Here is a 14,666-nt window from a genome sequence, read left to right as displayed (position 1 = left end):
ACATCCTATGGCAAAAGCAAAGAAAGAAACCCCTCTAATGGCTCAGTACAATAGCATCAAGGCAAAATATCCCGATGCTCTTTTATTATTCAGAGTGGGAGATTTTTATGAAACTTTCGGTGCCGATGCCATCAAGGCTTCGCAGGTCTTAGGGATTGTCCTTACCAAAAGGAATAATGGCGATTCTCATATGGAATTGGCGGGTTTTCCTCATCATTCCATAGATTCTTATCTTCCTAAGTTGGTGAGAGCGGGGCTTCGTGTAGCCATCTGCGACCAGCTAGAAGACCCTAAAATGGTAAAAGGTATCGTAAAGCGTGGTGTTACAGAGCTGGTAACGCCAGGGGTAACCTTTAATGACCAAGTGCTCAATGCTAAGAAAAATAACTTCCTACTCTCTGTGCATAAAGAAAAAGAAAAGTATGGAATGGCGTTGGTGGATGTTTCCACAGGAGAGTTTCTGGTATCAGAGGGCAATTGGGAAAAGCTCCTTCATATTGTGAATACCTTTGAGCCGAGTGAAATCATCCATCAGAGAGCTAAAGAGCTGCCCACGCAGCTGAAGGGGCGTAATTATTTTAAATTAGAAGACTGGGCATATCAGTATTCTTATGCTTTGGATAAGCTTACCAGCCATTTTAAAACCAACTCCCTAAAAGGCTTTGGTGTGGAGCAAATGCCTCTGGGCATTACGGCAGCAGGAGCGATATTAGCGTATTTGGTAGAAGATACCCATCACGATTTGCTGGCTCACATTACGAAAATCCAAACCATTCCGCAGGAAGACTATCTGCAAATGGACCAGTTTACATTGAGAAATTTGGAGGTGGTGTTTCCATCCAATAAAGATGGGAAAAGCCTTTTGGATATTATCGATAAAACCTCTACGCCTATGGGGGGAAGACTGCTTAGACGAAGGTTGATTTTACCACTTAAAAATGTTAATGAAATCAATAGGAGGCTGTCTTTGATAGAGTTTTTCAATAAGGAAGATGATTTAAAATTTGAAATTCAATCGCATTTAAAATCCATTTCGGATTTGGATAGGCTGATGGGGAAATTGGCAGCGGAGAAACTTTCACCTAAAGAATTAGGTTATCTTCGTCAGAGTTTGGTTGCCATCAAGTCCATCAAAGAAAAACTACACCCGCACCACGAGGTTTTGGCGTGGCTCAATCCTTTCAATGATTTAACGGAATTGATTTCGTTTTTAGACCAACATCTTAACGAGGAGCTTCCTGTTAGTTTAGCCAAAGGTAATGTCATAAGAGAAGGGGTAGATGAGGAGCTGGATAGACTTCGTTCTTTGCAAAGTTCAGGGAAGGCGTTTCTAGATGAGATGTGCCAGCGGGAGATAGAAAATACAGGCATCGCATCACTGAAAATAGATTTTAACAATGTCTTTGGGTATTATATAGAAGTAAGAAATACCCATAAGGATAAAGTACCTGCCGACTGGATACGGAAGCAAACCTTGGTAAGTGCAGAGCGATACATCACCGAAGAGCTGAAAGAATATGAAACGCAGATTTTAGGAGCAGAAGAAAAAATTGCTGCTTTGGAGCATAGGCTGTACCGTGTGGTTTGTGAAAATGTGATGAATTATATAGATGCCATTCAGGAGAACGCCCAGCTCATCGCCCAGTTGGATATTGCCGTAGGACTTTCGGAGTTGGCAATTTCGGAGGGCTATACCAAGCCCGTTTTGAATGAAGGCTATGCCATAGATTTAAAAGAAGCCCGCCATCCCATCATAGAAAAAGCATTGCCTTTGGGCGAAAAATATATCCCGAATGATATTTACTTAGACAAAGAATCTCAGCAAATCATTATGGTAACGGGGCCTAATATGTCGGGTAAATCTGCCATCTTGCGTCAGACGGCATTGGTATGTCTCCTTGCACAGATGGGAAGTTTTGTCCCAGCAAAATATGCAGAGATAGGGCTGTTAGACAAAATCTTTACTCGGGTAGGGGCTACGGATAATATCTCCGCAGGAGAATCTACCTTTATGGTGGAGATGAACGAAGCAGCGAATATCCTCAATAATGTCTCAGAGCGAAGCCTGATTTTGTTAGATGAAATTGGGCGGGGAACTTCCACTTACGATGGCGTTTCTATTGCGTGGGCTATTGCAGAATACCTCCATCAGCATCCTACACAGGCTAAAACCTTGTTTGCAACCCATTACCACGAGCTGAATGAGATGACTCTCAGTTTCGAGAGAATCAAAAATTTCCACGTGAGCATTCAGGAGAATAAAGGGAACATTGTTTTTCTAAGAAAACTAATGCAGGGCGGTAGTGAGCATAGCTTCGGTATTCACGTGGCTAAGCTAGCGGGGATGCCTGCTAAGGTAGTGAATAGAGCCTCGGAAATCCTAAAAACTTTGGAAGCCAACCGTACGCAAGGGGAGGTGAAAGAGAAGATGAAAAAAGTGGTGGATGAGCAGGTGCAATTGTCTTTTTTCCAATTGGATGACCCTGTTTTAGAAAATATCCGTGAGGAACTTACCAAAATTAACATCGATACCCTTACTCCAATAGAAGCCCTAATGAAGCTGAACGCTATTAAAAGAATGATAGGGCAGTAGATTGGCTTTTCTCAAATCAGAATGTTCTCTCTTAGTCGGAAGTCTTAATTTATCAGATTAGAACCTTTGTACTCAGTCGGAAGTCTTAATTTATCAGATTAGAACCTTTGTACTCAGTCGGAAGTCTTGATTTATCAGATTAGAACCTCCGTACTCCGTCGGAAGTCTTGATTTATCAGATTAGAACCTTTGTACTCAGTCGGAAGTCTTGATTTATCAGATTAGAATCTTTGTACTCAGTCGGAAGTCTTAATTTATCAGATTAGAACCTCCGTACTCCGTCGGAAGTCTTAATTTATCAGATTAGAACCTCTGTACTCAGTCGGAAGTCTTAATTTATCAGATTAGAACCTCTGTACTCAGTCGGAAGTCTTGATTTACCAGATTAGAACCTTTGTACTCAGTCGGAAGTCTTAATTTGTCAGATTAGAATCTCTGTACTCAGTCGGAAGTCTTGATTTATCAGATTGAAGGGGTAGGGGATGTCTTCTGATGAAGATGTGTAACGATAATCAAATAAGCTGACTGTATACAGTAGTCGTTTTTTTTGGTGTTTATAATGTTTTTTTTTATAAATTTGGAGAGATTCAAATGTATAATTAAAATGTTATGAGAAAATTATTGTTATTATTAGGCGTATTGGCGTGTTTCTTTAATGCGTACGCCCAGACCTATCGGTACATTTATGAATGTGTTATCAAAGAGAATGGAAAGCCTCAAAGCTATTATTTGGTATTAGATGTGAATGATAAAGAGACGAAATTCTATGATTATAAATTTTTGGAAATGGATTCTTTGAATACCAAAAATAAACATAATAATCATAAATTTAGAACCAACTCGGTTACAGAGCAAGTATTAAAAAGACAAAGAAATACGCACGAAAACGAGCAGTATTTTACCAATAATGCAGGGGATTATTTCGTGATGAAGTCTAAGGATAATATCAAATGGACTTTGCATTCGGATAAAAAAGAACGAGATGGGTATCGTCTTCAGAAAGCTACTACTAAGTTTGGTGGGAGACATTGGGAGGCTTGGTTTTCACCCGATACAGGAATTAATGAAGGACCGTATAAATTTTCTGGACTTCCAGGGCTTGTCTTTGAGGTAAAAGACACGGCAGGAGATTTTGAGTATAAATTGGTGAAAAACCATAATCTGCCTACCCTCTATGATACTACAGATTTTTTGGAGAGCTACTATGGTACTACGCCTATCCCTGTGGATTATAAACAAATGGTGAAGATTAAGCTGAATGATTTTAATGACCCAATGGCTAATCTGATAAAAGTCTTCAAAGATGGTGGAAAGATTAATATGAATGGAGAAGATATTACCAGTTTGGAACAGCTGAACCAGAAAAGAAAATGGGTACAAGAGGATATATTAAAACATTATACCCCTATTGAATTGGATAAAGCGATTCCTTATAAAATCAAGTAAAAAAAACCTCCCACTCGGTACCGAGTGGGAGGTTTGGTATTTATGGGGGATTGTATTATTTCACGATGGTCATTTCATCTAGTAGATGCCCTGCACCAGAGTAAACATCTATTACCCAAAGTACAAATCTAGAATCTACATTGATGGTTTTTTGCCATTCTTTCTCGAAAACAATATCTCCAGAAAGGGCTTCTGAATTTCCATCAAATGCTAGCCCGATAAGCTCTCCGTTGCCATTAAGGATAGGCGAACCAGAGTTTCCTCCTGTAATATCGTTATCAGAAAGGAAATTGACAGGCAAATAACCCGCAGGGTCTGCATACTGACCGTATTCTTTTTTAGCAGCCAAATCTAATAGACGCTGTGGAAGGTCAAACTCCTCATCGCCTTTTTTGTACTTAGCTACCATTCCATCAAGGTCTGTATAGAAGTTGTTTTTCACACCGTTGTAGTTTCTATCTTGTCTGAAAGGTAATGTGGAAACCTTTCCGTAGGTCATTCTCATTGTAGAGTTAGCATCTGGATAGAAAGCTTTTTTCGGGTGAGATTTTCTTAAACCATCAAAGAACAGACGGTTGTTTTTGCTGAAAGCATTGTCTTTCTCGGTATATTTTTCAGCCGTTGCACGGGAATCGGCTAAGTAGCCATTGGCAAGTTTGTAGAGTGCATCGTTTTCTAGCTGAGCTGCATTGGGCTGAGCGATGAATGCCAATACGCTTTCTTTATTTGCGAAGATAGAGTTTTGGGCAACATTGCCAAGCTGAGACGCATTGGTGTTTTTCAAAGTAGGCGAAGCCACATCGCTACCCACTCGATTCTGATAAAGGGCTACCATAGTTTGTAGCATCTCTTGCTCCAATGCAGGGTTGAATTTTTCGTACATTGCGTTGGTTCTAGCAACGATGGATTTTTTCAGTTCTTCTTTTTTAGCTGCATCGGTTTCAGCGGTGTAGTTTTTCAGTAGAGTTCCTAAGTTGAGGGCATAAGAAATGTATTTTGCATTTCTGGTCATCTGTGCCGCATAGTTTCTTTCTACATTTTTAGAAGAGATGGCTTGGTAATAAGCTTTCATCTCTGCCAATACATTACCATACAATGCTTTGTTGGCTTTTTTATTAGCCCATTTTTGGAATACTTTTTCAGTTTTCTCTTTATCTTGGATGGTTCCATTTTTCTTTACAGATTCTATGGTACCTTGTCTGTTTTTCCAATAGTTGGCTACAGCTGCAAACTGAGAGGCGTAGTTAAGCTTTGTAGCGTGGTCGGCATCCATATATTTTTTCATAACATCCATTGCGGTTTTAGAAGCTTCTACCCACGCTGGATAATCGCGGTTTACCAATTGGTCTATACCATAGGAAGTCATAAATCTATTGGTTCTACCAGGGAAACCAATAATCATAGCATAGTCCCCAGGTTTGATAGGCTTCAATGAAATAGGCAGGTGATGTTTTGGTTTTAGAGGAACATTGTTTGGAGAATATTCCGCAGGATTTCCATTAGCATCAGCATAAACTCTGAATACGGAGAAATCACCGGTATGTCTTGGCCACTCCCAATTATCGGTATCGCCACCATATTTTCCAATGGCATTAGGAGGTGTTCCTACCAATCTTACATCTTTAAAATCTTGATAAACGAAGTAGTAAAACTCATTGCCATTGAAAAAGTCTCTTACTACAACGGTGTATTTTCCATTGGCATTGTTTTCTTTTTCTATGGCTTTGTATTCTGCATCGATGATTTTTCTTCTCTCATCGGCAGACATATTATTGTTGAGCTTAGCATTGATACGCTCTGTAGCATCTCCCATTCTTACCAAAGACCTTACCCAAAGACCTTTTGCAGGGATTTCTTCGCTGCGTTTCATTGCCCAGAATCCATTGGTGAGATAATCGTGCTCTGGGGTAGAGAGTGCCGCAATCTTATCGTAGCCACAGTGGTGGTTGGTAAAGAGCAATCCTTCTTTGGAAACCATCTCCGCGGTACAGCCACCATCAAACTGAACGATAGCATCTTTCAAGCTAGAATTGTTCACAGAGTAGATTTCTTCGGCGGTAAGTTTTAGCCCTTTTTTCTGTAAATCTTGCCCTTTAAGTCGCTTAATGAGCATCATTAGCCACATTCCTTCATCGGCTTTTACCTGAAGGAAACTCATCATAAATGTGAGTAATAAAAATAATCGCTTCATATTGTAAAATAAAATTTTTCGCAATTTACAGATTTTGGTGCATTTTCGAAATGATAAAATGGAAAAAGTGTTGATTTTGGTTTGTTTTCCCTCCGCAAATGACTTTTGTGCCATTAAAATAAGTGTCCTACCAAGTAAAATGCCTATCTTACGATTAAAATAAGTATCCTACCAAGTAAAATACCCATCCTACGATTAAAATAAGTGTCCTACCATAGGGATTCCGAGCATAATGTCTTCGGCGAATAGCCTCTGCGATTTAGTTGAAAATGCTTACTTTTGTGGAAATTGTAAATCAAACGATTTAGAAATCTATGCTTGAAAAAAAAGAACATTTATACGAGAAAACCGTTTTAGTAGGGCTTATTACTAAAAATCAAGATGAAGAAAAACTCCGCGAATATATGGATGAACTGGAGTTTTTGGCATATACGGCTGGGGCAACCGTGGAAAAACGCTTTACGCAAAAAATGGCTCAGCCAGATTCCAAAACCTTTGTAGGAAAAGGAAAGATGGAGGAAATCCGAGATTTTGTGAAGGAAAATGAAATCGGAACGGTAATTTTTGATGATGAATTATCGCCCTCTCAGTTGAAAAACTTGGAACGGGAAATGGAAGTGAAAATCTTGGATAGAACCAATTTGATTCTGGATATTTTTGCCCAAAGAGCACAGACCTCCTATGCCCGTACACAAGTAGAACTGGCACAGTATGAGTATCTCTTACCTCGCCTTACAAGGATGTGGACGCACCTTGAAAGACAACGGGGTGGGATTGGGATGAGAGGTCCTGGGGAAACGGAGATAGAAACCGACCGCCGTATCATCCGAGATAGAATTACCCTACTGAAAGAAAAACTGAAAACCATAGATAAACAAATGGCAACCCAACGCAATAACCGTGGCAAAATGGTGCGTGTGGCGTTGGTAGGCTATACCAATGTGGGGAAATCTACGCTGATGAACGCACTCTCTAAGTCTGATGTCTTTGCGGAGAATAAGCTGTTTGCCACTCTGGACACTACCGTTCGCAAGGTGGTTATTGGGAATTTGCCTTTTCTGCTGACGGATACGGTGGGGTTCATTAGAAAATTGCCTACACAGTTGGTAGAAAGTTTTAAATCTACTTTGGATGAAGTAAGAGAGGCAGATTTGCTGATTCACACGGTGGACATCTCCCACGAGAGTTTTGAGGACCATATAGAGTCGGTTAATCAGATTCTTCAGGAGATAGATGCTCACAGAAAGCCAATGGTAATGGTTTTTAATAAAATAGATGATTTCTCTTACGAGAAAAAAGACGAGGACGATTTAACGCCTGCCACCAAAAAGAATATTTCCCTTGAAGAGTGGAAGAAAACTTGGATGGCAAAGTCAAAATTTCCTACGGTATTCATCTCTGCACTTACCAAGGAAAACTTTCCAGAGATGAAAAAACTGATTTATGATGAGGTTCTGAAAATTCATATCTCCCGTTTCCCTTACAATGACTTCTTGTTTGAATATTATGATGATGAGGAATTAGAGGCTTAAAATAATACGGAGATGATTTATTATAATGATATAGTCCAAGCCCTCAATGACCTTTCTATTCAAGAGAAAAAGGCGTTTTATCCTCGGTTTTTCAAAACAGGAAAGGGTGAATATGCAGAGGGAGATGAGTTTATTGGCGTAACGGTGCCAGACCAGAGAAAAGTGGCTAAAGCCTTTTGGAAAGAGATTTCTTTGGAGGAGCTCTCCTTGTTGCTAAGTTCTAAGATACACGAGCATCGGCATTGTGCATTGCTGATGTTGGTGGCGAAATATGAGAAATCAAAATCGGAGCAAGAGAAACAAAATCTTGTGGATTTCTATCTGCAACATTTAGAATTTGTGAATAATTGGGATTTGGTGGATAACTCGTGCTATAAAATACTGGGGAAACATTGTTATGATACCCAAAATGATGAAATTCTGTGGACACTCTCAAACTCTGAAAATATGTGGCATAAGAGGATGGCTATTGTGGGGACAATGTATCATATTAAACAAGGGCATTTTGAACTCACCAAAGCGTTGGCGGTGAACAACCTGAATCATCCACACGATTTGATGCACAAAGCCAATGGCTGGCTATTGCGAGAAATGGGCAACCAAAATGAAGAAGAATTAATCACATTTTTAGATGTCTATTATGCTCAGATGCCTAGAACATCATTGCGATACGCTATTGAGAAGCTGGATGAACCACTGCGACAAGATTATTTGAAAGGAAGACGCTGATGAACGATTGGGAGTTTTTAAAAACTTTTATACACTACTTTTTGCATCTGGTTTTTCCTGTTTTTATAGCATTAATATTTTTCAGGAAAGAATGGAAGAAGGCTTATGGGCTGATGTTGGCTACAATGCTGATAGATTTGGATCATCTTTTCGCGAGTCCTATTTTTGAAGCAGGAAGAAACAGTATTGGCTTTCATCCTTTGCACAGCTATCCTATGATAGGGGCTTATGTTTTGGGATGTATTTTGCTTAAAGGAAATTATAAAATCATTGCTATAGGATTGCTGTTTCATATTTTTACGGACTTCCAAGACTATTACTTTTGGAATTTTTTACACAATATGATAAAATAATTTTTGACTACAGTTGTTTGATTTTTAATTAGATGAGGTTGATTTTAAATAATAATGGTTAGAATAAACTAAAAAAAGTGGATTGAAATTTTGGAAGTAAAGAAAAAATATCTATCTTTGCAACCACAAATAAGGAAGAGAAGTTCATTATTACAATTGCGGATGTGGTGTAATTGGTAGCCACGCCAGACTTAGGATCTGGTGCCGTGAGGCGTGGGGGTTCGAGTCCCTTCATCCGCACAATTGCGAAAATAGCTCAGTTGGTAGAGCGCAACCTTGCCAAGGTTGAGGTCGCGGGTTCGAACCCCGTTTTTCGCTCAGGGAGAAGTTTTTTTAAGCTTCTCTTTTTTATCGCCCTGGTGGTGGAATTGGTAGACACGCAGGACTTAAAATCCTGTGTCCGCAAGGACGTACGGGTTCAAGTCCCGTCTGGGGTACTTAAATCGGTTAGGAGTTTTTTTTCTTAACCGATTTTTTTGTTGGTTGAAAACAAGAAAGTTTTTTTTTTTTTTTTTTTTTTTTGAATGATAAAGGCTGCTCTTTTCGAACAGCCTCTTTTTTATTTGAAATGTGAAAAATGAATAATCTATTTTGCTTCCACGCAGAATACACGGTATTGTATAGTTGTGGCAGACTTGAAATATTCTCTAATTCTTGCCAAATCTGAAGCGGCACTTTGTTTATTAAAATAACTTCCCGCTAAGATTTTGTAATTAGGGCGTAGGGAAGCATCGGTCTCTACTTTAATATTGGGGAATCTTCTCCTGAAATAAGCTTTGACTTCGTTGGCTTCATCGTTACTTTTTACTACTGCGATTTGGATTTTCACCCCTAAAATTCTTGGGTTATTTTTACAAATTTCACTGGTGGTCAAGGCTCTGCTTGCAACCACTTTGGTGCTAGGTTTGGAGGTTGTTTTTTCCTCATCAGAGGAAATGGCATTTTTTCTAATCGTTTTTTTTGTGTCACAGTATTCTTCCAAGTCTTCCATTAGGGATAAAACCTTGCGGTCTGCAGTGATGGAAAGCGGAGTTCCTTGCAAGGTATCGGTTTTTGTAACCTGCTGGGCTTCAATTTTATTAAAAATGAATAAAGGAAGCAAAAGGCTGTATTTTAAAATATTTTTCATCAGTTGAAATTTTGGACAAAAATAAGATAAATAAAAAAAATATACCAAAAACATTATTTAGAATAATTCCAAATTAATAAAAAATGAAAATAGTAATAATATTGGGGTTGTTAAATTCGTGTTAAAAAGCTTACTTTTGCACAACTGAATGTAAACTCATTTAATTTTACTAACCCAAGATTTTATAAATGATTAGTTGGAGAAAGCATTACAAAAGGAGCTTGATAGCAATAGGATTGTTGTTATCAGCTACCGCTTCAGTCCACGCTCAAAGCGGAGATCCAAAGAATGGTGAGAAGCTTTTCAAGGCAAACTGTACAGCTTGTCACGCTTTAGATAAGCAGATGGTAGGTCCTGCTTTGGGAGGAGTTGTGGAGCGATTGCAAACCGAGCAAAACTTAGGTGAAGATTGGTTGCACAAATGGATTAAGGACAATAAGGCACTTCGTGAATCTGGCGACAAGTACGCCATAGAAGTGTATGAGAAGTTTAACAAGGTGGAGATGACGGCGTTCCCGAATCTTTCGGATACGGATATCAATGATATCTTAGCCTATACTACCAATCCACCAGCTCCAGAGCCAGCAGCAGAGGCTGCAAGTGATGAGAATACCATTGCTGCTATTGAAAAAGAAAGAAAGGAAAGTGCTAATTCCAAAATTCTTTTGATTTCTTTATTGGCTATTGCAGGGCTTCTATTATGGTTGTTGCTTAGATTGAGACAGTTGGTAAAACTGAATCAAACGGAAGAATTGGCAGAGCTTAATGCAACCAGAGTTCAGTCCTTTGGGGAGTTATATCAAAAGTATAATCTCGTAGGAAAGGCTTTACTAGGACTCTTGGCGGTGTTTGCCTTGTATGGTGTGTGGAATTTCCTTATGGGAATAGGGGTTTACAAAGGATATAAGCCAGAGCAACCTATCTATTTCTCCCACAAAATCCACGCTGGCGATAATAAAATAGATTGCCAAATGTGTCACTCTTCTGCTAAGTATGGAAAAGTTTCTGAAATTCCATCTGTTAATGTATGTATGAATTGCCATAGGTCAATCTCTGAATACAATGGTAAATATATGGAGCCAGGTAAAGATAAGGCTTTCTATGATGGAGAAATTCAGAAAATTTACCAAGCAGCAGGTTGGGATCCAGCAACGCAATCTTATACTGGCAAAACTCAACCAATTGAGTGGGTGAGAATTCACAATATGCCAGATTTCGTTTACTTCAACCACGCACAGCACGTTGTAGCAGGAGAGCAATCCATCATCAGTGCTCATAATAAGAAAAATCCAAACGATCAGATAGATGTGGTATGTAAAGCTTGTCACGGAAAAGTAGATACAATGAATGTGGTGGCAATGGCGAATGACTTCACGATGGGATGGTGTATCGACTGTCACAGAACTACAGAAGTAGATATGAACAATGGATATAACCAAGCGTATTTCAAAAATCTTCACGATAAATTGAAAAAACAATATCCTAAGTCTGAAGGTAAGATTACGGTAGATGCTATCGGTGGTCTTGAGTGTGGTAAATGTCACTATTAATTAATAAAAAATTAGAAGTATCAATGGCTTCAAATAAAATACAATTCAGAAGTATTCACGAACTGAAAGATCCAACACTTAATAATAGGTTGGCTCAGAAAGAGTTTCAAAATGAAATTCCTGTAGAGGAGTTCTTGGGAGATTCGGAAAAAATGAACAATTCTGGAACTTCAAGAAGAGATTTTCTTAAATTGTTAGGGTTTTCTACCGCAGCGGTAACTTTAGCAGCGTGTGAAGCTCCTGTTATCAAAACCATTCCTTATGTTGTAAAACCTCACGATATTATTCCAGGGGTGCCTAATTACTATGCAACATCTTACTTTGATGGAGCTGATTTTGCTAGTGTATTGGTGAAAACACGAGAAGGAAGACCTATTAAAATAGAACCAAATCCTGCGGCTAACGAGTTGGGTAAAACCAGTGCGAGAGTTCAGGCAGGGGTGTTGTCACTTTATGATAATGATAAAGTAAAGCAACCTGCTCTTAATGGTAAAGATGAGACTTTTGATAAAGTAGATGATTATGTACTAAAAGCTTTGGCAGATGCTCAGGCTGCTGGTAAGAAAATCGTTCTTTTGTCTCACTCTTATCCTTCTCCAACATTCAAGAAGTTATTTGCAGAGTTTAAGGCTAAATATCCAACAGCAGAATTAGTAACCTATGATGCTGTACCACACGCTTCTGCATTAGATGCAGCAGAGGAGGTATTTGGGCAAAGAGTGCTTCCTGTCTATGACCTTTCTACCACAGAATTGGTGGTGTCTTTCCAAGCTGATTTCTTGGGAGACTATAACGGTGGTAGCTTGGAAACTTCTTATGCCGTAGCTAAAAAACCAGGAGCTAATATGTTGAGACATATCCAAGTGGAATCTAATATGTCTTTAACGGGAGCTAATGCCGATGAAAGAATCCGTCTAAAACCAAGTGCTACTTACAAACTTTTAGCAGAGGTTTATAATGGATTGAACGGAGTTTCTGTATCTGGAGATGCTGCTAAAATTGTAAAAGAATTACATGAAAAAGGAAATAAAGCAGTTGTTTTTGCAGAAGGTTCAAAAGCGGCTTATGTATTAGCACATTTAATCAATCAAAAATTAGGCTCTAATGCTTTCACGGGAAGAGCAAATCTTCTGAAAGAATTTAACGGAGCTAGATATAACGAATTCTTGTCTTGGATGAATGCAGGGCAAGTAGGCGTACTCATTAGTAATAATGTAAACCCAATCTATTCTTCTAATAAAGGAGAGGATTTCAAAAAATTATTGGCTAAAGTACCACATTTGGTAGCAGTAGTTGATAAGAAAAATGAAATGTATCAAGCGGCTAAGGTGGTCATTCCAGTAGCACATTGGCTAGAGTCTTGGGCAGACCTTACGCCACAATCTGGGGTGTATTCTTTGATGCAACCTACGATTACTAAGGTTTATAAACCAAGACAAATAGAAGAATCTCTTTTGGTTTGGATCAACGGAAAGAATAGCGAAAATAATAATTACTACAATTACCTTAAAGCAAGTGCGGCTAGCTTCTTAGGTGGTGTGAGCTTTAATAAAGCATTGTACAACGGTATCAATGGAGCTGTTGCACAAGAAGTGTCTACTACCGAGGAGGGTGCAGAGGCAGAAGCTCCAGTAGTGCGTAGAGGTGGAAACCTTAGCTATGCAGGTGGAAATGCGGCACAAGCCCTTGCAGATTTAGGTGCTTTCAAAGCATCAGATTTAGAATTGGTACTTTATACCAATACAGCTGTAGGTGATGGTACGCAAGCCAATAATCCTTGGTTGCAAGAGTTGCCAGATCCAATCACCAGATTATCTTGGGATAATTATCTTACCATTTCTCCTAAAGATGCAGAGAAGTTCGGTATTGAAAATACATTAAATGCAAGAATGCAGCTGGATGGTTCCAGAGTAAACCTTACAGTAAATGGGGTTACATTGAAAGATGTGCCTGTATTTATTCAGCCAGGGCAAGCAGATGGAACTGTTGGTTTAGCATTAGGATACGGTAAAAAAGATTCTGGAAAAGTAGCTGAGACAGGGGTGAATGCTTATCCTTTGTTTGATGGTTACAACTTGGCAGTTGCTAATGCGAAAATCGAAAAAGTATCTGGTATGCACGAGTTTGCAGGAATGCAGCTTCAAAATACCTTGATGGGTCGTTATGATATTGCTAAAGAAGTTCCATTGGAAACTTTCTTGAATGTTAAATTTGATGACCGTACCATTGTAAACGGACAGCCAAAAGGGTGGAATATACCATTGGAATATCACACACTTACAGATTCTACTCCAGCAGGGAAAATTTCTCTATGGGACGAGTTTGATGATACTGATGGTCCTCACTTCAACCTTTCTATCGACTTGAACTCTTGTACAGGTTGTGGAGCTTGTATCATCGCTTGTCAAGCTGAAAACAATGTGCCAGTAGTCGGTAAGGAGGAGATTAGAATGTCCAGAGATATGTACTGGTTGAGAATTGACCGTTACTATTCAGCTAAAGAAAAAATCACTACCAAAGAACAATTGGATAGAGGATTAGATGTGCCAGGGGTTTATGATATTTTGATTGACCCAGCAGAAAATCCAGATGTAATCTTCCAGCCAGTAATGTGTCAGCACTGTAACCACGCACCTTGTGAAACAGTATGTCCTGTGGCAGCTACATCACACGGTAAGCAAGGTCAGAACCAGATGGCATATAACAGATGTATCGGTACTAGATATTGTGCTAACAACTGTCCTTATAAAGTAAGAAGATTTAACTGGTTTACTTATAATCTAAACGATAAGTTTGATTATAATATGAACAACGATTTGGGTCGTATGGTATTGAACCCAGATGTGGTAGTGAGAACCAGAGGGGTAATGGAAAAATGCTCTATGTGTATCCAAATGACACAGGCTACCATCCTTGAAGCGAAGAAAGAGGGTAGAACCATTAAAGATGGAGAATTCCAAACAGCTTGTTCCAAAGCTTGTTCTACTGGTGCTATGACTTTTGGAGATATGAATGACAAGTCTTCTAAAGTAAGAGAACTTTACAATAGTGATAGAAGATATACACTATTGGAAGAGATTGGTACGAAGCCGAATGTCTTCTATCATACAAAAGTGAGAAATAGAAAAGAAAAATAAGTTTAA

9 protein-coding genes and 3 tRNA genes are annotated in these 14,666 nt (G+C 39.0%); 10 read left to right on the top strand and 2 right to left on the bottom strand.

Annotated elements, in window-relative coordinates:
- The first annotated feature begins 7 nt into the window (after positions 1-7).
- On the top strand, positions 8-2,593 hold the full coding sequence (gene mutS / locus ACFFUE_RS04145; protein ID WP_376832944.1) for a DNA mismatch repair protein MutS: 2,586 nt from the start codon (positions 8-10) through the stop codon (positions 2,591-2,593).
- A gap of 609 nt (positions 2,594-3,202) precedes the next feature.
- Positions 3,203-4,039, top strand: a complete 837-nt coding sequence (locus tag ACFFUE_RS04140) for a GLPGLI family protein (protein WP_376832943.1) — start codon at positions 3,203-3,205, stop codon at positions 4,037-4,039.
- 55 nt (positions 4,040-4,094) lie between these two features.
- Here the strand turns inward: ACFFUE_RS04140 and ACFFUE_RS04135 are convergent, their stop codons facing one another.
- Positions 4,095-6,230 (bottom strand): S46 family peptidase, encoded by a 2,136-nt coding sequence (locus tag ACFFUE_RS04135; protein WP_376832942.1) that lies wholly within the window; start codon positions 6,228-6,230, stop codon positions 4,095-4,097.
- A 314-nt stretch (positions 6,231-6,544) separates the two neighbouring features.
- On the opposite strand from ACFFUE_RS04135, the gene hflX reads away from it, so the two are divergent.
- The 6 genes from hflX (at position 6,545) to ACFFUE_RS04105 (ending at position 9,281) form a co-directional block, all read left to right on the top strand.
- On the top strand, positions 6,545-7,762 hold the full coding sequence (gene hflX, locus ACFFUE_RS04130; protein WP_376832941.1) for a GTPase HflX: 1,218 nt from the start codon (positions 6,545-6,547) through the stop codon (positions 7,760-7,762).
- Between the two features lie 12 nt (positions 7,763-7,774).
- A complete protein-coding gene (locus ACFFUE_RS04125) occupies positions 7,775-8,491 on the top strand; it encodes a DNA alkylation repair protein (protein ID WP_376832940.1) in 717 nt (238 codons plus the stop codon).
- On the top strand, positions 8,491-8,844 hold the full coding sequence (locus ACFFUE_RS04120; RefSeq protein WP_376832939.1) for a DUF6122 family protein: 354 nt from the start codon (positions 8,491-8,493) through the stop codon (positions 8,842-8,844). The genes ACFFUE_RS04125 and ACFFUE_RS04120 overlap by 1 nt, the downstream gene beginning before the upstream one ends.
- 158 nt (positions 8,845-9,002) lie before the next feature.
- Positions 9,003-9,084: transfer RNA gene (locus ACFFUE_RS04115), tRNA-Leu, on the top strand.
- A gap of 5 nt (positions 9,085-9,089) precedes the next feature.
- Positions 9,090-9,162: transfer RNA gene (locus tag ACFFUE_RS04110), tRNA-Gly, on the top strand.
- A gap of 35 nt (positions 9,163-9,197) precedes the next feature.
- Positions 9,198-9,281 (top strand) — tRNA-Leu (locus ACFFUE_RS04105).
- 149 nt (positions 9,282-9,430) lie between these two features.
- Here ACFFUE_RS04105 and ACFFUE_RS04100 read toward each other — a convergent pair.
- The gene (locus ACFFUE_RS04100; protein ID WP_376832938.1) at positions 9,431-9,973 is read right to left on the bottom strand and encodes an SPOR domain-containing protein; all 543 of its coding nucleotides are present in this window, start codon (positions 9,971-9,973) and stop codon (positions 9,431-9,433) included.
- A 188-nt stretch (positions 9,974-10,161) separates the two neighbouring features.
- Between ACFFUE_RS04100 and ACFFUE_RS04095 the strand changes: the two genes are divergently transcribed.
- Positions 10,162-11,523 (top strand): c-type cytochrome, encoded by a 1,362-nt coding sequence (locus ACFFUE_RS04095; RefSeq protein WP_376832937.1) that lies wholly within the window; start codon positions 10,162-10,164, stop codon positions 11,521-11,523.
- A gap of 23 nt (positions 11,524-11,546) precedes the next feature.
- The gene (locus tag ACFFUE_RS04090; protein WP_376832936.1) at positions 11,547-14,660 is read left to right on the top strand and encodes a TAT-variant-translocated molybdopterin oxidoreductase; all 3,114 of its coding nucleotides are present in this window, start codon (positions 11,547-11,549) and stop codon (positions 14,658-14,660) included.
- The last annotated feature ends 6 nt before the right edge of the window (positions 14,661-14,666 follow it).

It is taken from the genome of Bergeyella porcorum (assembly GCF_042427575.1).
GTDB classification, from domain to species: domain Bacteria; phylum Bacteroidota; class Bacteroidia; order Flavobacteriales; family Weeksellaceae; genus Bergeyella; species Bergeyella porcorum.
Note: the sequence above shows the minus strand (reverse complement) of the source record. Positions and strands in the feature narration are given on the sequence as shown.

Coding starts and splice junctions, on each gene's coding strand:
- mutS (WP_376832944.1), top strand. CDS start 8: ATGGCAAAAGCAAAGAAAGAAACCCCTCTAATGGCTCAGTACAATAGC.
- ACFFUE_RS04100 (WP_376832938.1), bottom strand. CDS start 9,973: ATGAAAAATATTTTAAAATACAGCCTTTTGCTTCCTTTATTCATTTTT.
- ACFFUE_RS04090 (WP_376832936.1), top strand. CDS start 11,547: ATGGCTTCAAATAAAATACAATTCAGAAGTATTCACGAACTGAAAGAT.
- hflX (WP_376832941.1), top strand. CDS start 6,545: ATGCTTGAAAAAAAAGAACATTTATACGAGAAAACCGTTTTAGTAGGG.
- ACFFUE_RS04120 (WP_376832939.1), top strand. CDS start 8,491: ATGAACGATTGGGAGTTTTTAAAAACTTTTATACACTACTTTTTGCAT.
- ACFFUE_RS04135 (WP_376832942.1), bottom strand. CDS start 6,230: ATGAAGCGATTATTTTTATTACTCACATTTATGATGAGTTTCCTTCAG.
- ACFFUE_RS04140 (WP_376832943.1), top strand. CDS start 3,203: ATGAGAAAATTATTGTTATTATTAGGCGTATTGGCGTGTTTCTTTAAT.
- ACFFUE_RS04095 (WP_376832937.1), top strand. CDS start 10,162: ATGATTAGTTGGAGAAAGCATTACAAAAGGAGCTTGATAGCAATAGGA.
- ACFFUE_RS04125 (WP_376832940.1), top strand. CDS start 7,775: ATGATTTATTATAATGATATAGTCCAAGCCCTCAATGACCTTTCTATT.